Here is a 21,634-nt window from a genome sequence, read left to right on the forward strand (position 1 = left end):
TAAATCGGCTTAGATCATGTCATCAGATTTACCTTTACTGATCCACAATGCCTCTATTCTTCAGCCGGATGGCAGCTTGGTGCTGGGAGATGTCTACATTCAGAATGGCATAATCCAGGCGATCGCCGCTGAACTTAGCGCCACTGACTTTAGTGCATCTGATCATACTGTTAAGGAAGTAGACGCAACCGGACTAACTTTGTTGCCGGGAGTGATTGATCCACAGGTGCACTTTCGTGAACCAGGATTGGAATATAAGGAAGATTTATTTACCGCGAGTTGTGCCTGTGCTAGAGGAGGCGTGACATCATTTTTAGAGATGCCAAATACCCGCCCACTAACGACTACTCAAGCCGCGCTGGATGACAAGCTAAACCGCGCGGCAGAAAAATGTTTAGTGAATTATGGCTTCTTCATTGGTGCAACAGCAGAAATGTTGCCTGATTTGCTAGAGGCAACCCCTGCCTGTGGCATTAAAATTTTTATGGGATCTATGCATGGGGCTTTGTTAGTAGATGAGGAAGCACTGCTAGATCAAATCTTTTCTAAGGGCGATCGCTTGATTGCGGTCCATGCAGAAAATCAAGCGCGAATCCGTGATCGCCGTCAGCAGTTTGCTGGAATCACCGATCCGGCGATTCACTCTCAAATTCAGGATAATCAGGCAGCCTTAGAAGCCACTCAACTCGCGCTTAAGCTTTCCAAAAAATATCAGCGACGCTTACATATTTTGCATCTGTCTACGGCGGAAGAAGCTGAACTATTGCGGCAAGAAAAGCCTGCCTGGGTGACTGCCGAAGTGACACCCCAGCATTTGTTGCTCAACACCAGCGCCTATGAAACGATTGGCACACGGGCACAAATGAATCCTCCCCTGCGATCGCCCCACGACAATCAAATTCTCTGGCAAGCTCTGTTAGATGGGGTGATTGACTTTATCGCCACTGACCACGCGCCCCATACCCTCGAAGAAAAAGCTAAACCCTATCCCGATTCGCCCTCTGGAATGCCTGGAGTGGAAACATCTTTAGCATTATTGCTGACCCAGGCAATGCAGGGACGCTGCACCGTGGCACAAGTGGCAAACTGGATGTCTACTGCGGTAGCAAAGGCATACCGCATTCCCAACAAGGGACTGATTGCAATCGGCTATGATGCCGATTTAGTGCTGGTGGATTTGAACACCTATCGCCCTGTGCGACGGGAAGATCAGCTAACCAAGTGCGGCTGGAGTTCCTTTGAAGGGTGGAACCTGACGGGTTGGGCTGTGACGACGATTGTGGGTGGGCGAATTGTATTTGATCACGGCAAGTTGAATACATCTATGCGCGGTCAAGCATTGCGGTTTAGTTAAAACAGGGTTCAGGGTTCAGGGTTTGGAGTTCGGAATTGTTCGGAGTTAAATGAATTCGTACCTCGCACTTCGTACTCCGCACTCTAAACCTCGTACTTCAGCACTGTCACTCGATCATGGGCAGCTTAAAATTTCCCACAGGCATTAGGCTAATTTGGCGTTGATTGTCATCGCCACACAATCGAATCAGCAAATACTTAGCAGGTCTATAGGGAAGGCGCTCTGCCCATTCGATCGCTACAATACCGGGTTCTACTTCCAGCCCCTCCCAATACATATCAGGGTAAAGCTGGGCGACACCATCCGACTGCAATCGGTATAAATCCATGTGATAAAGCGGCAATCGTCCCCCCATATACTCATTGATTAGGGTAAACGTGGGGCTATCGATTGTTTCTAGAATTTTCAGCCCTTCCCCAATGGCTTGAACCAAGGTTGTTTTACCGCTACCCAACTCACCTTCTAATAGCAACACACTTCCTGCTGCCAGAGTTTGCCCCAGTTGCCTACCAATCTGACGAGTCGCATGAATGTCTAAATTACTCAAAGTAACCGAACTTGGGTCAACTGGGTCAATCAGGGAAGCCATGGGAATATACCAATTAAAAATTGCAAATTAGAATCCTGAACACTTGATTTATTGCGATAGATAGATAAACTTTGGAGGTCATCTAACCAGAGCGATCGCAATTTAATGAGTAAATTCAATCGCTTCTGATTTCTAACGGTTTCTTATCTGCCTCTCCGGATTTAAGCCCATCAATTCTAAGGTTGACAGTTCTGTGAGTTGTCTCAGCGGTGCTCTACTAGCAATTTTGACAATTAGGGAAAAAGCAGATGCAAAAAATCTATCAGAAAACCGCCGCGATCGCGTTTAGTGTAGTTGTGGGCGTTGGCACCAGCGCAACACCTGCTCAAGCGGCGATCCTTACTTGGGGTTTGTCCTTTTTCGATAACGCTGGCAAACCCATTGGAAATGGTGAGTTTAGCTATGATGATCAAGCTTTAACCTTTGTGCAAACGATTCCAATTGCTGCTCCGTTTGGGTTTGAGGTAGACAATGCCTTGACCAGTTTTTCTGCAACAGTGCTAGGAAAAGAGTGGAGCTTAAGCGATCGCCCCGGTGTTACTTGGTGGCAGCCCACTGACCCCAAAAATCTTGGGCAGCAAGTGATTGGTCGCTCTGGCATCGCTATCGTTGATACCTGGTTTTTTGGAGATGCAGCCTTTGGCACCCGACAGTTTTCGCTGCGAGGCGGAGAACAAAATTCTGCTGGTTGGGGTGGCTCTTGGGTGCAATCCATTACAGGACTTGCTCCCTCTTTTGGCTCTGGCTCTTGGAGCGCCTCCCCAAGCAGTGTCGCTGCCCCTGAACCCAGCACTGTTTTAGGCGCAACGCTGGTTGGGGTAGGAGTTTGGCTCCGCAAAACGATAAAGCAAAAAGGCTAATATCCTGAGGCGTTGGCGATCGCGTTTCTACACACTGCAATTACAAGCCTTGAACCTTTGTAAACCAGCGAAATAAAATACGAGCCAACGCTTCGGGGTTATGGCGAACCACTCCGGTATGTTCCTCTTCGTCGATCACGTTTGCTAGAACGATCCGTCGTCCTAGCCGACTGACTACATCGCGATCAAGGGGTACCGGATTAGAGTTTTCTTGGGCATAGCGAATCAAAGCTTTAGCGGTCGGCATCTGTTTTTGGACTAAGACCGCTTCAAATAAAGGCTTACCGCAGGCCCGATCAATCGCTTGGATATGATCGCCAACGCTGTAGCCTTGGGTTTCACCTTCTTGGGTCATGATGTTGCATACGTAGATACGGGGCGCTTTAGATCGGGCGATCGCGTCGGCAATGTCAGGTACTAGCAGATTTGGAATAATGCTGGTATACAAGCTACCAGGACCAATAATAATAAAATCCGCTTCCCGAATGGCGACTAGCGCTTTGGGTAAAGCAGGTGGATTTTCAGGCGTACAGCCCACACGAACGATCGCGCCACAAGCTTCGGTAATGCTTGATTCTCCCTCAATTCGCCTGCCGTCGGTCAGATCTGCCCACAGGCGCACATCGCTGAGCGTGGCTGGCAACACCTCTCCCCGAACGGCCAAAACGCGAGAACTGGCAGCGATCGCCTGCTCCAGATCGCCCGTGATTTCGTTCATTGCCGTTAAAAACAAGTTGCCAAAGCTATGCCCAGTTAAGCCATCTCCTGCTTGAAAACGATACTGAAACAGTTCGGTCATTAGTTTTTCTTCATCTGCCAACGCCGCCAAACAGTTTCGAATATCGCCTGGTGGCAGCACGCCAATTTCGCGCCGCAACCTTCCAGAAGAACCGCCATCATCCGCCACCGTCACGATCGCGGTGATATTAGCGCTGTACTGCTTTAACCCTCGCAGCAACGTTGAAAGTCCTGTGCCGCCGCCAACCACTACAATTTTGGGTCCTCGATTTAAGCGACGATGTGCCAGCAGCACATCAATCAGATCCTCATTACCGTTGGGCATCAACACTTCTGTGATTGCATCTAACGTGCGTGACTGCCCCCACCACACCAGCAGCAATCCACCCCCAACCACTAAGGGTCCACTGACATAACTGGGAATAATTTCGGTAGTCTGCTGCAAAATCCACCCAAAAAACTGGGTTGTGCGAAAGACAGGAGTCCACTTCATTGAAATAGCAATTCCCAAGGTGGCGAGAGATACTCCGGCGGCGCTCAGCAACAGCCAGCGTTTGACATATAGCCCCGGTGCCATCCACTTAAACCACCGATTTACACGGACAGGAGTTCGGCTGATGGATTCGTGTCGCAGTGCGTGGATTGCCTGTTTCAGTAAGCCAATGGTCATTGTAGGTTAGAAAAAAGAGTGCTGGAGAACAGGTGTCGAGAATACTTTAATCGGTTTCGACTTTAGCAGCACGGTCACTTGAATACCTACACTTTTTGTGACAAATCTTCAGATTTTGTGAGCCGAAATTAAGCGATCGCCTGTCTCGTATTGTGAATCACGCTTTAGGCTTTGTGTGTAAAGTCCTGTAGAGGCGTTTTGCGGATTCCTCTACAGCAGCTGCATCACCTACAAAAAATGAGGAACAGGACCGTAATCCCATTCCTCATTATTTATAATCAATCAACCTTCAGCCCTGTCAAGTCAGTTACTTGCTGTTGCTATCCACAAAGTCAGCATCAACCACATCGTCAGTGTTTGCAGTCGAGCTGGTAGCTTCGTTTTCACCAGCAGCGTTTGCATTCGCGTAGATTGCCTGACCTACTTGCATCAAGGCTTGCTGCAACTCATCAGTGAGCGATTTCATCTGGTCGTAGTCTTCACGGGTAACAGACTCACGTAGATTTTTGACCAATTCTTCCACTCGGCTCTTATCTGCCGCAGGCACTTGACCATTCAAGTCTTGCAGTTGCTTTTCAGCTTGGTATACCAAGGCTTCAGCGTTGTTTTTGGTATCTACCTGTTCACGACGTTGGCGATCGCTGTCTGCGTTCCGCTTCGCATCTTCCACCATGCGTTCCACTTCGGATTTATCCAGGGTAGAAGCGCCACTGATTTGAATGGATTGCACCTTGCCCGTGCCTTTGTCTTTGGCAGAAACGGACAGAATACCGTTGGCATCCAAGTCAAAAGTGACTTCAATTTGAGGAATGCCGCGAGGAGCAGAGGGAATGCCATCCAATCGGAAGGTTCCTAAGCTCTTGTTGTCGTTCGACATTTCTCGCTCACCTTGAAGCACATGGATTTCTACATTGGACTGTCCATCCACAGCAGTGGAGAAGACCTCCGATTTTTTGGTGGGAACCGTCGTGTTGCGAGGAATGATGCGGGTCATCACACCGCCCATCGTTTCCACGCCCAACGATAAAGGAGTCACATCTAGCAGCAGCATGTCGGTTACCTCACCCGACAGCACACCCGCTTGCACTGCTGCCCCTACTGCCACCACTTCATCAGGGTTAACAGTCATGTTGGGGTCTTTGCCCGTAATTTTTTGCACCAAGGCTTGCACTGCTGGAATGCGAGTGGAGCCGCCAACTAACACCACCTCGTCGATATCAGCAGCCGTCAACTTAGCATCGCGGATGGCTTGCTCCACGGGAACCCGGCAGCGATCGAGCAGATCCGCAGCTAGTTTCTCAAACTCGACGCGAGTTAGTGTTAAATCGATGTGTTTCGGTCCATCTTGAGTTGCAGTAATGAAAGGCAAATTGATACCTGCCTGGGTTGCACCAGAAAGCTCAATCTTGGCTTTTTCTGCTGCTTCAGTCAGGCGTTGCAATGCCTGCTTGTCTTTCCGCAAATCAACGCCTTCCATTTTTTGGAATTCAACGGCAATCCAATCTACGATTTTTTTATCAAAGTCGTCACCCCCTAAATGAGTGTCGCCACTGGTAGATTTCACTTCGACTACACCGTCGCCCACTTCTAGCAGGGATACGTCAAACGTGCCACCACCCAAGTCAAATACAAGAATAGTTTCGTTGTTTTTCTTATCTAAGCCGTAAGCCAAGGCTGCCGCAGTGGGTTCATTAACAATGCGAAGCACTTCAATTCCAGCAATTTTACCCGCGTCTTTGGTTGCCTGACGTTGGGAATCGTTAAAGTAAGCAGGAACGGTAATGACCGCTTGGGTGACTTTATCACCTAAATACTTGCTGGCATCGTCTACTAATTTCCGCAACACTTGCGCCGAGATTTCTTCAGGAGCAAATTTCTTGTTTGCAGCAGGAGAAGCAATTTTAACGCTGCTGCCGTCTTGCTCTACTTTGTAGGAAACCTGTTTCGATTCCTGACTCACTTCACTGTACTGCCGTCCAATAAAACGCTTGACGGAGTAAATCGTGTTTTCAGGGTTCATTACCGCTTGACGTTTGGCAATTTGCCCGACTAGGCGATCGCCATTTTTTGCATATGCCACGACTGATGGCGTGGTGCGTCCACCTTCTGCGTTAGCAATTACTATAGGCTGTCCACCCTCCATGACCGCCACACAAGAATTTGTCGTTCCCAAGTCGATTCCAACTACCTTAGCCATAACGCTTAACCTCTTTTCCATTTCCGCATGTATCCACAATATCCAGGAAGGACTCAACTAAGGGTTCGGCTAGCACCTCTGTTAATACGGGTGATTGCCGTACACGGGAATCGCCTACTGACGGATTACCCAAGTCATCTAGGATGAAAGCAAGCTAAACTAAACATCTAAGGCGCGCTCCATAGCTGCTCAGAGAAAGCTGTTAAGAGAAGACAGCCAACCTTAGAAAAAGAACCTGGAGAACAGAAGGGCGATCCGTATGAAAGGATTCTGGACTAAAGCATTGGTAAAACCACTTCCGTTACGCAATTCGGCTGCAAAAGGGTTGATTACTGCTCTATGGGTTGTTGCCCAAGGGCTAACATTAACAGTTCCCGCGATCGCCAGTGGCGGTTCCAACCGTGAACCCATGAGCTACAGCGACCTGTTAGTAAACATTGATAACGGCAAAGTTACCAAGATTGAAGTTGATCCGGTTCAGCAGGTTGCCAGAGTCAAAATTGAAGGTCAAGAAAAAAAGGATGCAGCTCAAGAAGTTGCTCTGTTTGATAATTATCCTGAGCTAATTAAAAGAGCGCGAGACAACAAGGTGAATTTGGCGATCCAGCCCTCCGCCGATAACAGCGCCGTTATGGGATTGCTAGCTCATTTGCTTTTGTTTTTACTTCTACTAGGTGGCTTGCTGCTAATCATTCGGCGCTCTGCAAATTCGCCGGGTGGTCCGGGTCAGGCGCTCAACTTTGGTAAATCTCGCGCCCGATTTCAGATGGAAGCCAAAACTGGAGTCATGTTTGACGATGTGGCGGGGATCGAGGAAGCCAAGGAAGAACTACAAGAAGTAGTTACCTTTTTGAAAAAGCCAGAAAAGTTTACGGCAGTTGGAGCAAGAATTCCAAAGGGTGTGTTGCTGATTGGTCCGCCTGGAACTGGAAAAACGCTGCTTGCCAAAGCGATCGCGGGAGAAGCCGGAGTTCCATTTTTCAGCATCTCTGGCTCTGAGTTTGTAGAAATGTTCGTCGGCGTGGGTGCCTCTCGCGTCCGCGATTTGTTTAAAAAAGCCAAAGAGAACGCACCCTGCATTATCTTTATCGATGAAATTGATGCCGTTGGACGGCAACGCGGGACTGGCATCGGTGGCGGCAATGATGAGCGGGAACAGACCCTAAACCAGTTGCTCACCGAAATGGATGGATTTGAAGGCAACACTGGCATCATCATCATTGCGGCAACAAATCGCCCCGATGTTTTGGATACGGCACTGCTCCGACCCGGTCGCTTTGACCGCCAAATTTCAGTAGATTTGCCCACCTACGGCGGTCGGCTTGGCATTTTAGAAGTTCATGCCAGAGATAAAAAGCTGGAGCCAGATATCTCTTTAGAAGCGATCGCCCGTCGCACTCCTGGATTTTCAGGTGCAGATCTCGCCAATCTACTCAATGAAGCCGCCATTCTCACTGCCCGTCGCCACAAAGAAGCCGTCTCCATGTTGGAAGTGGACGACGCGATCGACCGCGTGACCATTGGGTTAACCCTAACTCCTTTATTAGACAGCAAGAAAAAACGGTTGATTGCCTATCACGAAGTTGGTCATGCCCTGCTGATGACTCTGCTGAAGAATTCTGATCCGTTAAATAAAGTTACGATTATTCCGCGATCGGGCGGCATAGGGGGCTTTGCTCAACAATCGTTTAACGAAGAAATGATTGATAGCGGACTATATACGCGATCGTGGATGACCGATCGCATCACCATTGCCTTAGGCGGACGGGCCTCTGAAGAAGAGGTCTTTGGTTCAGCAGAAATAACTGCTGGAGCTAGCGGCGACATTAAAGCTGTTGCTGAGCTAGCTAGAGAAATGGTCACCCGCTACGGCATGTCTGATATGGGTTTGGTTGCGTTGGAAAGCCCAAGTGGCGAAGTCTTTTTGGGACGAAGCATGATGCCACGGCAAGAGTATTCTGAGGAAGTTTCTACTCAAATCGACCGCCAAGTGCGAGCGATCGCGTTGGACTGCTACGAAGAAGCCCGTCGGATTATTCGGGAGAATCGTTCCTTAGTGGATCAGCTAGTTGAGGTATTACTCGACAAAGAAACGATTGAAGGCGACGAATTTCGGCAGATTGTAGAAGCCTACCGTGAACTCCCTGTTGCTGCGCCAGCACTTTAAGCCAGCCTCAGTTTAGCTAAATAGCGATTGCCCTTAGCATTTTGAGAAATCGATGCTGAGGGCGATCGCTTTTAGTTTTAACAAACACTCCGCAACACTCCAACTTAGAAATTTGGTAGTCTAGCTTAAATAGGTTTGGGTAAAAGAGCGTGGACATTCAAATTGGCAGGGGCAAGACTGCCCGCAGAGCATATGGTATTGATGAAATCGCACTCGTTCCAGGATTGCGAACTCTCGACCCGGTTTTAGCAGACACTCACTGGACGATCGGTGGCATTGACCGAGAAATTCCCATTATTGCTAGTGCGATGGATGGGGTTATAGATGTTGATATGGCAGTGCATTTATCTCAATTGGGCGCATTAGGGGTGCTGAATCTAGAAGGCATTCAAACCCGATATGCCGATCCAAATCCCATTCTCGATCGCATTGCATCGGTAGGCAACGACGAGTTTGTCGCGTTGATGCAGGAGTTGTATGCAGAACCTATCAAAGTTGAACTGATTACCCAGCGAATTCAAGAGATTAAGCAGCAGGGCGGGATTGCCGCCGTCAGTGCCACTCCCATTGGAGCAACAAAATATGGTGAAACAGTTGCCAAAGCGGGAGCCGACCTGTTTTTTATTCAAGCAACCGTAGTTTCGACCGCGCATCTCTCGCCAGAGTCAGTGACACCGTTGGATCTAGCAAACTTCTGCCTAGAAATGCCAATTCCTGTAATTTTAGGTAACTGTGTGACTTATGAAGTTGCGCTAAACCTAATGAAAGCAGGAGCAGCAGCGGTATTGGTGGGAATTGGACCGGGTGCTGCCTGTACGTCACGCGGAGTGCTAGGGGTAGGTATCCCTCAAGCAACTGCGATCGCTGACTGTGCAGCGGCGCGTGATGATTATCATCGAGATACTGGCAACTATGTGCCGATTATTGCTGATGGCGGTTTAATTACAGGAGGCGACATTTGTAAGTGCATCGCTTGTGGTGCCGATGGCGTAATGATTGGATCACCCTTTGCCAGAGCAAAAGAAGCCCCCGGTCGCGGCTATCACTGGGGCATGGCAACTCCAAGCCCCATTCTGCCACGGGGCACCCGTATTAAAGTGGGTGCTACAGGCACCTTAGAACAAATCTTGCGGGGACCTGCTCAGTTAGATGACGGCACCCACAACCTGCTAGGGGCGCTTAAAACTAGTATGGGCACTCTGGGTGCAAAAGATATAAAGGAAATGCAGCAGGTTGAGGTTGTCATTGCTCCTTCCTTGTTGACTGAAGGAAAGGTTTATCAAAAAGCACAGCAGTTGGGTATGGGAAAATAGAGGTTAAAGCAAAGAATCAGGTCGAGTTAGTCTTAATTCTCAAAACTTCTTCGGTCTTTTTCACAACCCCTGGAAAAATGATTTGGGTCGCTTACAATAAAGAGAGCGGAGACGAAAGTTTCCGTTCACTCCTCACACCACACTCCGCCTGAACATCGTTCGGGCGGTTCCTTATTTTAAAGAGTATGGAAAAAGCCAGCAGTTAAGCGGTTTGTCTTTGCAATTATGTTTGCATATCGAGAGTCTATTTAAAAAGGGTATCTTCTGGCTATGGTAGGATATCTAAAACATGTTTAGGCAAGGATTTTTGAGCATGTCATCCGCCGCACAGGTTACGGATTCTACGTTTAAACAAGAAGTTCTTGAAAGCGAAGTTCCAGTTTTAGTTGATTTTTGGGCTCCCTGGTGTGGTCCGTGCCGAATGGTAGCACCGATCGTAGATGAGATTTCCACTCAATACGAGGGACAAGTTAAGGTTGTTAAGTTAAATACTGATGAGAACCCAACTGTCGCAAGTCAGTATGGTATTCGCAGTATTCCTACTCTAATGATTTTTAAGGGTGGACAGCGGGTAGATATGGTTGTGGGAGCCGTTCCTAAAACTACTCTCGCGACGACTTTAGAGAAATATCTTTAATGGTCTATCACGTACTTTTTTCCTTAAAGAAGACGTGATAGGTCAGCGAAGTATTGTAGAAATGATTTTTTATCCTAAAAGCCCCAAGCGATCGCTTGGGGCTTTTCCATTGCTCAATTTATCCGTTCGGTATAGCCTGATTTAATCCAGCCTTCTACATTGCTAGTTTTCACTCGCACCCGCTGCCATTCCTGATTTGGAGTTTCTTCCAAAACGGTTACTTCTTCATCAAAGTCAATGCCACCCACCCGGTCAGAATCCACAGCAGGATTTGATCGCACATTTAAGCCTTCAGATAGGGTAATTCTTGCTTGGTAGCCTTCTCCACTGGGTTTAGGTGAAGGAGTCGCGCTTGGAGTTGTTTTTGATTGTGGCGGCTTGGGTTTGGTCGCGATCGCTGTCGGCTGAGGCTTGGGCGTTGGTTTGTCATTAACGAACATCGGTTTTGGGGGCGGAGTCGTAAATTGGGCAATCAAATATTGGGCAGCGAGAAATCCACCGCCGGCTATTAATGCGATCGCTACCAAACAACCACTCAATGCTTTAAGAAGCCCTGACCCATTCATGCTGATGTACTCATCAATGACCTGGCAATTTTAAGCGATCGCGCGTGATTACTAACCGAACTTTACAGATGCGAATAGTCGTTTAATAGGTTTGGCGAATTGGAATCCTTATCACAAAAGCTGCGCCCTGGGGTGGTGACGAATGGCACTCCAATTTACCTTTATGTCGTTCAGTGATGATCTGATGGCTGATAGACATGCCCATGCCTGTTCCTTTGCCTACAGCTTTAGTCGTAAAGAAAGGATCGAACAAGCGTTTTTGCACTGCTTCGGGGATGCCGGGACCGTTATCAGCGACTTGAATCTCCACGCTGTCCGTGCCGACTACTCTTGTCTGAAGACTAATGATGCTCGGTCGATCCATAACTTCGGCTGGCGATCGCTGCTGATTCTGCTCATCTAGGGCATCGATCGCATTGCTGAGAATGTTCATAAACACTTGGTTGAGTTGCCCAGCATAGCACTCAATTCTGGGTAGGTCGCCGTAATCTTTCACGACCTGAATAGCGGGATAGTCAGACTTTGACTTCAGCCGATTATGGAGAATCATCAGCGTACTGTCGATGCCTTCGTGAATATCTACATCTTTCACTTCGGCTTCATCAAGCCGCGAGAACGATCTCAGTGACTTCACAATTTCGCGAATGCGGTCAGCACCAACTTGCATCGAAACAAGAAGTTTCGGTAAATCCTCTCGCAGAAACTCCAAGTCGATCTCTTCTGTAACAGTTTGAATAGCGACAGTAGGTGCTGGATTGTACTCTTGGTAAAGCCGCAATAAGTCAAGTAAGTCCTGCGTGTACTGACTAGCATGATGCAGATTGCCGTGAATAAAATTGACCGGATTGTTGATTTCGTGTGCAACACCCGCCACAAGTTGCCCCAGACTCGACATTTTCTCACTTTGTACAAGCTGCATTTGGGTGTGCCGAAGTTCCTGAAGCGTCTGTTCCAGCTCGCGGGATTTTTGCTTTTCGCTGGCTTCACTTTCCCGTAATTCCGCTTCGACTTGCTTGCGTTGAGTAATCTCCGATTTTAATTGGTTATGCGTTTGTAATTTTTTGAGTACCGTGTCGAAGGTCGTTGCCAGAAACCGAATTTCACTAGCGAGTACTATTTGAGGCATCGTAAAAACGCCCGTCTGTTTGCTGCTTGTAACAGCATCGTTGAGAGCATTCAGTGGGCGCAATACGGTGCGATGGATAAGGATGCCCATGAACAAGAGAATACATACAACGCCAATTAATAAAACTAGGGTAGAGGTGAAAAATGATTTTTCAGCCTCGAACTGCATCTGTTTCAGATCGACGATCGCGACTGCCAAGCCCCTGCGTCCTGATGTGCCAAACAACACGCTGCTAAAGGGCAAAATATGTACCAGTGCTGGTTTGCTGTTCACAACCGTTTCTTGGCTGATTTCTGTACCTATCAGTGAGGCTTGCTCAATGGCTGTTGTCAACTCTGGATGCTTGGTTTTGTAAGGGCTACTGTCCCGGCGAGAGAACTGCAATGTGCCTTGTGTGCTATGCGCCCAAATCAGACCATCAGGACTCACAATGGCAACCTCAACGACGGCAGGTAAGGTGGCGTAGTTTTGCACCACTCGCCGCAGAATACTTCGGTTCTCGATCGCCAGCAACCCCTCGGTAGCAAACTCCAGCGATTGGGTGATTGTTTGGGCTTGTTGATGCACCTGCTGAGCTAAATCTGTTTGAATGAGACGATAGTTGACCCACAAAGTCGTGAGTCCAACCGTCGTGAGTGAGAGTCCAAAACCAAGCAAGAGTTGTTTTGAGAGACTTTGTTGGCGTAACCGAAATCGCTGTTTCAAGGCTTCCAACCGTTGATTGCGGTAGTTATAGGTTCAGCATTAATTTCAATATCTTCGCGTGCTGCACGTCCAGCACGGGGGTCATCCTTCAAGAGCTGCGACATTTGAGCGATCGCCTGTTTCAGCCTATCCTGCGACTGGAACATTCGTTTCTGTAAGGGGATGTCACCTTTTTTGAGTCCGGCATAGTCGCTGCCAAAGGACGCACCACTTTGACCGATTTGCTGCCCAACTTGCTCATAAACGGCTTTGGGTTCTACATCGACGGCATGCATCACATCCAGCCAGGTGGAGATAAATTGGGTAAATTCTGCCTTCTTTGCCGTAATGGTGCTTGATCGTGACACCAGAGTATCAATCACGAGACTGTCGATTTCTTTGGTCGTGTAGACGATGTTGCCCTTAATTTTTTTCGCAGTGTCGCCCAAGAGTGGCTCCCAGATTACCGCACCGTCCAATTTACCCTTTGCCATTAGTTCAACGGCGGATTCATTGGAAACATCTTCGATCGTCACCTCTGCTGGCTTAACGCGATGCAGTTTCAGGGCTTCGAGCAAAATCAGATGATTCACCGTGCCCAGTTTGGCACCAACCCGTTTGCCACGTAAGGCTTCAACTGACTTAATGCCGGGTTGCGTGACGATGCCATCTGCGCCATGCGAAATATTTGTTACCAAAACAACGGCTGGTTTGTCGGTGCCAGGATCGACTTGAACGACATCCCACAAGGATGCAAAGGCGGCATCCAGCGATCCTCGACCTCGAAGGACAGCACGGGCAGAATCTTGCTGATTCTCAAACTGCACCAGTTCAACTTCCAAGCCATATTTTTTGAATAGGTCGGCTGACTTGGCATAGCGCACTACGTCAAAACCAGGCCATGTAGTAATGCCAATCTTTAACGGTTTCAGTTGAGGCGTTTGACCCAGGCTACAGGCGTTTACCATCAGGCTCATGATCAACGCGATCAGACATAATCCGCTGAGCGATCGCCACCGTTGCCCCTTATTCCTGCCTTGTTTGCTCATAGGTTAAACCAGCAACTGCTCAACTGTTGCACACTCATCCACGCTTTAAGTGGTTTGTGACAAAATGATCTCTTGGTCAAACGACCCTTAACTTAGCGTCGATTACACAATTAACTTTGTGCAATCGACGCTTGTAAGAGCCATATTCAATGTTCCCCGATAGATCTGTGAGATAACGTTGTTGCGGGTTGTTAACCATTCAAAATTACAGCACGCCGCATTGCCCCTGTTGACGCAGCAGATGGTCACAAAGTACCAATGCCATCATCGCTTCCACCATGGGCACAGCACGAGGCAACACGCAGGGATCATGTCGCCCTTTGGCTGCTAAAGTCACTTCTTCTCCCTCTCGCGTCACAGTTTTTTGTTCTTTGCGAATGGTCGCTGTGGGTTTAAACGCAACCCGAATTAGAATCGTTTCCCCGTTGGAAATACCGCCCTGCACACCGCCAGAGCGATTCGTTACCGTGCGAATGTTGCCGTGATCATCGGTATAAAATTCGTCGTTATGTTCGCTGCCAGCCATCAGTGTCCCCGCAAAGCCTGAGCCAATTTCAAAGCCTTTGGTCGCTGGTAAAGACATCACCGCTTTGGCTAAATCGGCTTCTAGCTTGTCAAAAACTGGCATTCCTAGCCCTTTAGGCACATGCCGCGCCACACACTCGACGACACCGCCCAAAGAATCGCCCTGATCTCGAAAGCGCTCGACTAACTCGATCATGCGCTCTGCTGCCTCGCCATCGGGACACCGGACAATATTGCTTTCCACTTGCTCCAAAGTCACTGTTTCTGAATCGATCGCCCCTTCCAAATCTTTAATCCGCTTGACGTAGCCAATAATCTCTACTCCAGCGGCTTGGCGAAGAATCGCTTTTGCGATCGCTCCAGCCGCAACGCGCCCAATTGTCTCGCGTGCGGAAGAGCGCCCCCCGCCCTGATAGTTGCGAATGCCGTATTTGGCATCATAGGTAGCATCGGCATGAGAAGGGCGATACTTCACTGCCATTTCGTCGTAATCTTGTGATCGCTGGTCTTGGTTGCGTACCAAAATCGATATGGGAGTACCCGTGGTTTTCCCTTCAAACATGCCAGACAGAATTTCGCAGCGATCGGCTTCTTTGCGCGGCGTAGTGATCTTGCTTTGACCCGGGCGACGGCGATCCAGTTCAAACTGAATCTCTTCGGTTGAAATTTCTAAACGCGGTGGGCACCCATCAATCACAACGCCCACACCGCCGCCATGCGATTCGCCAAAGGTCGTAACCCGAAACAAATGACCGAAAGTATTACCCATGCTGACGATTTAATCACGCTTATTTAATCACGCTTAGAGGTTTTATCGTAGCGGAAAGAATGCCCCATTTCTATCCAACTGATGTCTATGCTGCTGAAAACAGCGCTTCGAGGGCGATCGCCTGAGCTTGGGGCATTTGCCCGTAGCTAAACACATAAGGAACGTTAGGCGGTAAGGTTGGCGCAAATTGATCCAGAATATACGGGCTGCCATAAATGACCAAGGCTTGCAGTTGCTCGGAGTCAAGTAGAAATTGCAGCCACCCTTGGGCAGTTTGGTTGAGTCCGGCGCTGCCGCGAAATGGATTGCCTCGAATAAAAAGTTGCAGCAGGGTCGGCGGCTGGTGAAGACTGGCGCGATTGAGCGCATCGGTGGGAGTATGGGAATCAATTAGTTGTAGCTGATATCCTTTGCTGGCAGGAAGGGTCACCGCTGGCGTAGAGTTTCCAATCACATCGCACTCTAAGGCATCGTCTAGGATAATTAAATTTCGACTGCCCTGAAAGAGTTGATTCGCCAAGCGCGATAAACATGGGGTATGAACTCGTAGCGAGTCTTGCAAAATTGAGTCAACTAACGCGATCGCAGTGGGTTGCGCCAACTGCGCCGTTAACTCTTTTGGTTGCACGATCGGCTGGATTGACTCCCAGGCATGGGAAGTCGTTTCTTTCAAGGGAGGCGCGCACGCCTTTTGTTTTGCCGTCCAAATCCGCTCTACAGAATCACGAATTTGCTCAGGGGTAATTCGCCCTGCGTCCACCGCGCTGCACACTGCCTCAATTGCACCCTCTGGGTCAACGGGCATCAGCAAAATATCGGCTCCCGCTTCTACGGCAAGCACAGCGGCTTCGTTGGCACCATAGCCATCGGCGATCGCGCCCATCACCAGCGCATCGGTGACAATCAATCCCTCAAACCCAAGTTTGTGGCGTAACTCTTGAGTCAAAATTTTGTAAGACAGCGTCGCAGGATAGGTCGGATCGAGGGCTGGAATTTGCAAGTGGGCGCTCATGACCGAATCGACACCCGCCGAGATCGCGGCTTGAAATGGCGGCAGTTCGATTTGCTGCAAGCGATCCAAATCGTGGGGAATCACGGGAAGCTTTAAGTGAGAATCGACCGTCGTGTCGCCATGACCGGGAAAATGTTTGGCAACCGTCAGCACTGGGTAAGGTTTTGCGCCTCGAATAAACGCTGTTGCTAGTTCACTCACCGTTTCCGGCGTTTCGCCAAATGCCCGCACGTTAATCACAGGGTTGTCAGGATTATTGTTGACATCCACCAGCGGAGCCAGCACCCAATTCAGTCCGATCGCTTGGGCTTCCTGAGCGGTGATGGCTGCCATCTGCTCAGCGTAATGTTTTGCCAGATCGGGATTGTGTTGATAAACTGCCGCGATCGCCATCGGGGGCGGAAACCAAGTCGCTCCAGCAAACCGTTGCCCGACCCCTTCTTCTACATCAGCCGCGATTAATAGAGGAACCTGCGCCCAATCTTGCAACTGTTGAGTTCGCAGCGCTACTTCTGCCGCACTCCCTCCCAGCAAAATCACGCCACCCACGCCCAAATCAGTAATCCAAGATTCCAGGATTTTTGCAGTTGGTTCCCAAGCAGGATATCGAATTTGATGATCAAACAAGTGGCCAGAGGCGCGAACCACGACCATTTGAGCCACTTGGGCAGCCAGAGAAAGCGAGTCGAGGTGAGGAAGGAAAGACTGCATAAGGCGGAAAAAGACAGAAGGAAACAGGAAATAGACAGCAAAAGCAATGTGCTTCTATAATTTCACGGGTGGCTGGCTGTCCTCAAATTCATCTCCCTCAAATTCATCTTCTTCGTCCTCAAATTCGTCTTCCTCATCGTCGTTATCTAAGTCGCTTTGAATATTAGTTGTAGTAGCCAGGGGAGCCGCTTCGCTCCCTTCGATAGCGTCGGGTGATCGTTCTTGGCTGAGTTGATTGAGCAGTGTGAGAACGCGATCGCCCCGCTCTAAACCAATATCTTCTAGAAAGACGACTTCTGGAGTCCGACGGAGGCGAATGCGTCGTCCCAATTCGCCGCGAACGAAACTTGTAGCAGCCTTCAACCCTTCCATTGTCTCAGCCTTCGCTGCTGAGTCACCGTAAATGCTGACAAAAATCTTGGCGTGCTGTAGATCTCCGGCAACGGTCACATCGGTAACGCTGACCATGCCAGCACCAACGCGATCGTCTTTGATATCCATCATCAGCATTTGGCTGACCTCCCGTCGAATCAGTTCTGAAACACGGGCAACCCGTCGATCTGTAGCCATTGTTTAATTCTCCCTTTCAATGATGCCTATGAAGCCAAAAATGCGGTTAGTCTTAAAACTGCTGCAACCCCAGCATGGCGCGCAGGGTAAAGACAAGAAAGGCAAAACCGCCAACGGCTACACCGACCAGCGCGATCGCTGTAACAGGATTTTTGAGCAACGGTGCTAGCGGCTTCACAGCATTCAAAAACACACCAAGAATTGTTCCAGCAACAAAAACTGGGTATTTAGAGACGGTATTCCAAAAGTTCTCCATAATCCTGCTATGCGAAGTGATTAATGAACGGTCAATGCAATTCAATGCGCGTATCTTTCTAAGATTTTAGGACAAGCGACCTATAATCAGCGGCTATTAGTAAGGATGAAGATGAATCAAGTGGAAATCTTCTTAGATTTGTATGGCTAAACTTGGGCTGAGGAGGTAATCCCATTTAAGTTGAGTGTTATAAATAGGATTAAGCAATGTAAACCTTATATCAATGAGTCTAAATTGTGGCTCCGTAAGGTGCTTTAAATAAAGTATTTCAGCTTAATAACTTTTGGTTGATCTGGATAGTTAGTACAAAGGATTAAAGTCGTGGCGGTCGAAACTATTGCAAAGTCTTCAACAGTGCGTAAGCTTGCCCCTCGCTACCGGGTTTTGCTTCACAATGATGATTTCAACTCCATGGAACACGTTGTACAGGTTTTAATAACTACCGTTCCAAACCTGACGCAGCCCCAAGCCGTCGATATTATGATGGAAGCTCATACCAACGGACTAGCCTTGGTCATTACTTGTGAGCAAGAACATGCTGAGTTTTACTGTGAAACCTTAAAGATGCATGGTTTAATCAGCACAATCGAACCAGACGAATAAACAGGATGTTGGATTGAAGGTCTTCTTATCTCAAATCAGCCGCTATCCTGCACCTGCACGGGTGGCTATTTTTGTGGGCGTTTTGCTGCTCCTATGGGCACCGTTTGCGATCGCCGGATATTGGCTCGTTGCGGATAAAAATCTTGCCAGCATCCTATCGATCACGGTTCTGTATCTAGAATTTATTGGGTTGGTCAGAATTTGGGGAAAACAAATTCACCGAGAACCTCGCGTTTTTTGGCAGTATGGACTGGAGTTTACCCCACGTATTGGCTTAGAGCTAATTACCGGCTTAGGCATTGGTTTCTTCAGTTTATTGCTGTTGTTTGGAGTGGAAACACTGTTTGGGTTTGTAGAGTGGCAGTCGCCCACTGCTATTTTCCCAAAGATTTTGCTGGAAGGATTATTAGTGTCGGTGGCGATCGCTTTTGCAGAAGAGTTGCTATTTCGCGGCTGGCTATTTGATGAACTCCAGCGTGACTATACGCCTTTAGGATGTCTTTGGATCAACGCGATCGCGTTTGCTGTCATCCATTTCAACCTATTGGCGTTTCCATCTCTACTGTGCTTAGGAATCGCTCTCGTTTGGACAAAACGGGCAAGCTATGAACCGTCGGGAAAAGACTACAGAGGGTTCAAAAGGCTGCGGGGAAGACTAGGATTGCCGATGGGGCTTCACGCAGGACTTGTCTTCGGTAACTACTTACTCGAAGTGGGTAAGCTTATCCAATACACCGATCGCGTGCCTGTCTGGGTTACGGGCATTAATCGCAATCCTTTAGTGGGATTAATGGGTTTTCTGTTTCTGGTTGGCTTAGCGATCGCTATGCGTCACTATGCTCAGCGCCGACTAGCGGGTTCAAAGTGGTGAATCCTAATCTTCTCGCTGAATTGGGGTCATTTTAGGATCAATAATCTTTTGTCCTAAGCCCGGAAACTTTACCGCCAAGCAAATCTTATTGCCTGCACCAAAGATGCGGGTCACTTCCCCTTGGCCAAAGGCTTTATGAATCAGGCGATCGCCCACGCTCCAATCATTGGCATGGCTATTAGGCATATTGCGTGATTCGCTTTTATTCCGACGAATTTCAGAAATCGGCTTCGTCCATTTACTAGGAATCGCTGCTGCAACATTGGAATTGAGCAATTCTCTGGGCAACTCCGCCAGAAATAGCGATGGGCTAGCAGGTTCACGGGTGCCATACAATCGGCGTTCTCGTGCATAGGAAATAAACAGTCGCTCTTGGGCGCGGGTGATCCCCACATAACAGAGCCGCCGTTCTTCTTCTAAGGCAGCCGGATCTTCCATCGAACGGTAGTTAGGAAACAAACCTTGCTCTAGACCGATTAAAAACACAACTGGAAATTCCAGTCCTTTTGAGGAATGCAACGTCATCAAGGAGACTTTTTGATCTTCTTCACCTAAATTATCCAGGTCAGACGCTAACGATGCGCTTGCTAGAAAACCAAGCAAGCTTGGATCGTCGTTGTTTTCCTCAAATTGCAGAACAGCGTTATAAAGCTCCTGTACGTTTTCTAGGCGATCAGTCGCTTCGTCGGTTCCCTGTGTTTTCAGGTCTTCTACATAGCCAGAGTCTTCGAGTACGCCCTGAGCAATTTCGCTGGCGGAACAAGAATCCAGTTCATGTCGCCATTTTTGAATAATCTGAGCAAACTGAAGCACCCCTTTGGAAGACCGACCTGCTAAAGATTTGACCGAGGTTTCGTCTGACAAAATTTCCCAGAGTGGCACGCTCAATTCTTGGGAGGCTTTGACCAAAGAATCGATGGTGGTTTTGCCGATGCCGCGCCGAGGAGTGTTGATCACGCGCAGCAAGCTAATCGTATCAAAGGGGTTCGCGATCGCTCTCAGGTAGCCCAGCACGTCCTTCACTTCTTTGCGATCATAGAAGCGCAAGCCGCCTACAACTTTATAAGGAATTTGCAACCTTACCAGCGAGTCTTCCATTGCTCGCGATTGGGCATTGGTGCGATACAAAATGGCAAATTTGCCATAGTGCAGTTCGGGGTGCTTTGTTTCTAACTGACGAATTTGATTGCTGACAAATTCTGCTTCTGAGGTTTCGTCATCGGCTCGATACAAAAAGATCGGTTCACCCTCACCGCGCGTCGGCTTTAGGACCTTATCAATGCGCTCAGTGTTGTTATCGATCAGTTGATTGGCGACTTCTAAGATGTTTCGCGTGGAGCGGTAGTTTTCCTCTAGCTTGACCATCGTGCGGGTGTCATCGTCGTGCAAGCGATCGCCAAAATCGTCCTGAAAACCCATCAAAATTGTGAAATCTGCTGCCCGAAACGAATAAATAGATTGATCCGCATCGCCTACCACAAACACGGAGCGATAGTCCCAATCTTTAAAGGCGTTAGAGTTCGCGCCATTAGTTACAAGCAGACTAATTAGATCGTACTGCGTTCGATTGGTATCTTGGTATTCATCGACCAGAACATGGCGAAAACGCTTGTGCCAATACGCGCGAACTTGCTCATTTTGTTTCAATAGGTGGACTGGCGTAAGAATCAGATCGTCAAAATCCAGCGCGTTATTTGCCGACAACGTGTCTTGATACATGTTGTAAACATTCGCAATCACCCGTCCGCGAAAATTGGACTGATCTTTTTCTAAGTCTTGGGGCGAAAGGCTCTTATTTTTAGCGTTGCTGATGGCATAGCGAACCGATTTCGGATCAAATTTTTTGTCGTCCAAGTTGAGTTTTTGAGTGACGATTTCCTTAACTAAACTTTGAGCATCCGACTCGTCAAAAATGGAAAAGTTGCGCGTCCATTTGCGCCCACTGCTATCTTGATATTTTTCAATATCAAGGCGTAAAATTCGGGCACAAAGAGCATGGAACGTACCAATCCAAAGCTCTTTGGTAATCGTTTTGTAGACATGAGATTTCAGCCGGATTTGTTCACCCGGAGAGAGCGCATCTAATGGTTTGCCAAAATCGATGCGGGCTTTTTGATCAGCAAATAGCTTTTCGATCCGCTCCTTCATTTCCCGTGCGGCTTTGTTGGTGAAGGTGACCGCCAAAATATTTTCGGGATCGACTCGATGGTTTAAAACCAGGTTCGCAATGCGGTAGGTAAGTGCCCGCGTTTTGCCAGAACCCGCTCCTGCTACTACTAACAGCGGTCCGCAGTAATGTTCTACGGCCCGACGCTGAGAGGAATTGAGGTGGCTGATATCGAGGGTCTGGCTCATGGAGGCTATTTT

The 21,634-nt window shown here is 48.5% G+C and carries 18 protein-coding genes; 7 read left to right on the forward strand and 11 right to left on the reverse strand.

Annotation, left to right across the window (positions count from 1 at the left end):
- Positions 1-16: 16 nt before the first annotated feature.
- Positions 17-1,354 (forward strand): dihydroorotase, encoded by a 1,338-nt coding sequence (locus JOY44_RS15590; protein WP_171574570.1) that lies wholly within the window; start codon positions 17-19, stop codon positions 1,352-1,354.
- A gap of 106 nt (positions 1,355-1,460) precedes the next feature.
- Here the strand turns inward: JOY44_RS15590 and tsaE are convergent, their stop codons facing one another.
- Positions 1,461-1,943 (reverse strand): tRNA (adenosine(37)-N6)-threonylcarbamoyltransferase complex ATPase subunit type 1 TsaE, encoded by a 483-nt coding sequence (gene tsaE / locus JOY44_RS15595; protein WP_171574571.1) that lies wholly within the window; start codon positions 1,941-1,943, stop codon positions 1,461-1,463.
- A gap of 248 nt (positions 1,944-2,191) precedes the next feature.
- Here tsaE and JOY44_RS15600 point away from each other — a divergent pair, with 248 nt between their 5' ends.
- A complete protein-coding gene (locus JOY44_RS15600; protein WP_171574572.1) occupies positions 2,192-2,803 on the forward strand; it encodes a hypothetical protein in 612 nt (203 codons plus the stop codon).
- Between the two features lie 40 nt (positions 2,804-2,843).
- Here the strand turns inward: JOY44_RS15600 and JOY44_RS15605 are convergent, their stop codons facing one another.
- Together JOY44_RS15605 and dnaK are read right to left on the reverse strand one after the other, a co-directional pair.
- Positions 2,844-4,211 carry a gluconeogenesis factor YvcK family protein gene (locus tag JOY44_RS15605; protein ID WP_171574573.1) on the reverse strand — a complete coding sequence of 456 codons (1,368 nt, stop codon included), beginning with the start codon at positions 4,209-4,211 and terminating at the stop codon, positions 2,844-2,846.
- 307 nt (positions 4,212-4,518) lie between these two features.
- A complete protein-coding gene (gene dnaK, locus JOY44_RS15610; RefSeq protein ID WP_171574574.1) occupies positions 4,519-6,408 on the reverse strand; it encodes a molecular chaperone DnaK in 1,890 nt (629 codons plus the stop codon).
- 259 nt (positions 6,409-6,667) lie between these two features.
- Here dnaK and ftsH point away from each other — a divergent pair, with 259 nt between their 5' ends.
- From ftsH to trxA, 3 genes are all read left to right on the forward strand, one after another.
- Positions 6,668-8,575 (forward strand): ATP-dependent zinc metalloprotease FtsH, encoded by a 1,908-nt coding sequence (gene ftsH / locus JOY44_RS15615; protein WP_171574575.1) that lies wholly within the window; start codon positions 6,668-6,670, stop codon positions 8,573-8,575.
- A 149-nt stretch (positions 8,576-8,724) separates the two neighbouring features.
- Positions 8,725-9,888 carry a GuaB3 family IMP dehydrogenase-related protein gene (locus tag JOY44_RS15620; RefSeq protein WP_171574576.1) on the forward strand — a complete coding sequence of 388 codons (1,164 nt, stop codon included), beginning with the start codon at positions 8,725-8,727 and terminating at the stop codon, positions 9,886-9,888.
- Between the two features lie 313 nt (positions 9,889-10,201).
- On the forward strand, positions 10,202-10,525 hold the full coding sequence (gene trxA / locus JOY44_RS15625; protein WP_171574577.1) for a thioredoxin: 324 nt from the start codon (positions 10,202-10,204) through the stop codon (positions 10,523-10,525).
- A gap of 113 nt (positions 10,526-10,638) precedes the next feature.
- Here the strand turns inward: trxA and JOY44_RS15630 are convergent, their stop codons facing one another.
- The 7 genes from JOY44_RS15630 to JOY44_RS15660 form a co-directional block, all read right to left on the reverse strand.
- On the reverse strand, positions 10,639-11,091 hold the full coding sequence (locus JOY44_RS15630) for an SH3 domain-containing protein (protein ID WP_171574578.1): 453 nt from the start codon (positions 11,089-11,091) through the stop codon (positions 10,639-10,641).
- Positions 11,092-11,173: 82 nt separating this feature from the next.
- Positions 11,174-12,922, reverse strand: coding sequence for a sensor histidine kinase (locus JOY44_RS15635; protein WP_197985476.1), 1,749 nt, complete (start codon positions 12,920-12,922; stop codon positions 11,174-11,176).
- A complete protein-coding gene (locus JOY44_RS15640) occupies positions 12,919-13,950 on the reverse strand; it encodes an ABC transporter substrate-binding protein (RefSeq protein ID WP_171574579.1) in 1,032 nt (343 codons plus the stop codon). Before JOY44_RS15640 ends, JOY44_RS15635 begins: the two co-directional genes overlap by 4 nt.
- Positions 13,951-14,155: 205 nt before the next feature.
- A complete protein-coding gene (gene aroC / locus JOY44_RS15645; RefSeq protein WP_171574580.1) occupies positions 14,156-15,244 on the reverse strand; it encodes a chorismate synthase in 1,089 nt (362 codons plus the stop codon).
- Positions 15,245-15,329: 85 nt separating this feature from the next.
- Positions 15,330-16,967, reverse strand: coding sequence for a glycoside hydrolase family 3 protein (locus JOY44_RS15650; protein ID WP_171574581.1), 1,638 nt, complete (start codon positions 16,965-16,967; stop codon positions 15,330-15,332).
- A gap of 54 nt (positions 16,968-17,021) precedes the next feature.
- Positions 17,022-17,537, reverse strand: a complete 516-nt coding sequence (gene rbfA / locus JOY44_RS15655) for a 30S ribosome-binding factor RbfA (protein ID WP_171574582.1) — start codon at positions 17,535-17,537, stop codon at positions 17,022-17,024.
- A 52-nt stretch (positions 17,538-17,589) separates the two neighbouring features.
- A complete protein-coding gene (locus JOY44_RS15660; RefSeq protein ID WP_197985477.1) occupies positions 17,590-17,793 on the reverse strand; it encodes a DUF751 family protein in 204 nt (67 codons plus the stop codon).
- A gap of 321 nt (positions 17,794-18,114) precedes the next feature.
- Here JOY44_RS15660 and clpS point away from each other — a divergent pair, with 321 nt between their 5' ends.
- Together clpS and JOY44_RS15670 are read left to right on the forward strand one after the other, a co-directional pair.
- The gene (gene clpS / locus JOY44_RS15665; protein WP_171574583.1) at positions 18,115-18,396 is read left to right on the forward strand and encodes an ATP-dependent Clp protease adapter ClpS; all 282 of its coding nucleotides are present in this window, start codon (positions 18,115-18,117) and stop codon (positions 18,394-18,396) included.
- Positions 18,397-18,409: 13 nt separating this feature from the next.
- Complete coding sequence (locus tag JOY44_RS15670; RefSeq protein WP_171574584.1) at positions 18,410-19,267, forward strand: CPBP family intramembrane glutamic endopeptidase; 858 nt, start codon at positions 18,410-18,412, stop codon at positions 19,265-19,267.
- 3 nt (positions 19,268-19,270) lie between these two features.
- Here the strand turns inward: JOY44_RS15670 and pcrA are convergent, their stop codons facing one another.
- Positions 19,271-21,622, reverse strand: a complete 2,352-nt coding sequence (gene pcrA / locus JOY44_RS15675) for a DNA helicase PcrA (protein WP_171574585.1) — start codon at positions 21,620-21,622, stop codon at positions 19,271-19,273.
- Positions 21,623-21,634: the final 12 nt, after the last annotated feature.

The sequence above is a fragment of the Leptolyngbya sp. Cla-17 genome, assembly GCF_016807185.1.
GTDB lineage: Bacteria > Cyanobacteriota > Cyanobacteriia > Leptolyngbyales > Leptolyngbyaceae > ULC077BIN1.

Bases quoted from the DNA above. Each gene is read 5' to 3' on its own strand.
- JOY44_RS15640 (WP_171574579.1), bottom strand. From the start codon at position 13,950: ATGAGCAAACAAGGCAGGAATAAGGGGCAACGGTGGCGATCGCTCAGC.
- rbfA (WP_171574582.1), bottom strand. From the start codon at position 17,537: ATGGCTACAGATCGACGGGTTGCCCGTGTTTCAGAACTGATTCGACGG.
- dnaK (WP_171574574.1), bottom strand. From the start codon at position 6,408: ATGGCTAAGGTAGTTGGAATCGACTTGGGAACGACAAATTCTTGTGTG.
- JOY44_RS15590 (WP_171574570.1), top strand. From the start codon at position 17: ATGTCATCAGATTTACCTTTACTGATCCACAATGCCTCTATTCTTCAG.
- JOY44_RS15605 (WP_171574573.1), bottom strand. From the start codon at position 4,211: ATGACCATTGGCTTACTGAAACAGGCAATCCACGCACTGCGACACGAA.
- JOY44_RS15630 (WP_171574578.1), bottom strand. From the start codon at position 11,091: ATGAATGGGTCAGGGCTTCTTAAAGCATTGAGTGGTTGTTTGGTAGCG.
- JOY44_RS15600 (WP_171574572.1), top strand. From the start codon at position 2,192: ATGCAAAAAATCTATCAGAAAACCGCCGCGATCGCGTTTAGTGTAGTT.
- trxA (WP_171574577.1), top strand. From the start codon at position 10,202: ATGTCATCCGCCGCACAGGTTACGGATTCTACGTTTAAACAAGAAGTT.
- tsaE (WP_171574571.1), bottom strand. From the start codon at position 1,943: ATGGCTTCCCTGATTGACCCAGTTGACCCAAGTTCGGTTACTTTGAGT.
- JOY44_RS15650 (WP_171574581.1), bottom strand. From the start codon at position 16,967: ATGCAGTCTTTCCTTCCTCACCTCGACTCGCTTTCTCTGGCTGCCCAA.
- JOY44_RS15660 (WP_197985477.1), bottom strand. From the start codon at position 17,793: ATGGAGAACTTTTGGAATACCGTCTCTAAATACCCAGTTTTTGTTGCT.
- ftsH (WP_171574575.1), top strand. From the start codon at position 6,668: ATGAAAGGATTCTGGACTAAAGCATTGGTAAAACCACTTCCGTTACGC.
- aroC (WP_171574580.1), bottom strand. From the start codon at position 15,244: ATGGGTAATACTTTCGGTCATTTGTTTCGGGTTACGACCTTTGGCGAA.
- pcrA (WP_171574585.1), bottom strand. From the start codon at position 21,622: ATGAGCCAGACCCTCGATATCAGCCACCTCAATTCCTCTCAGCGTCGG.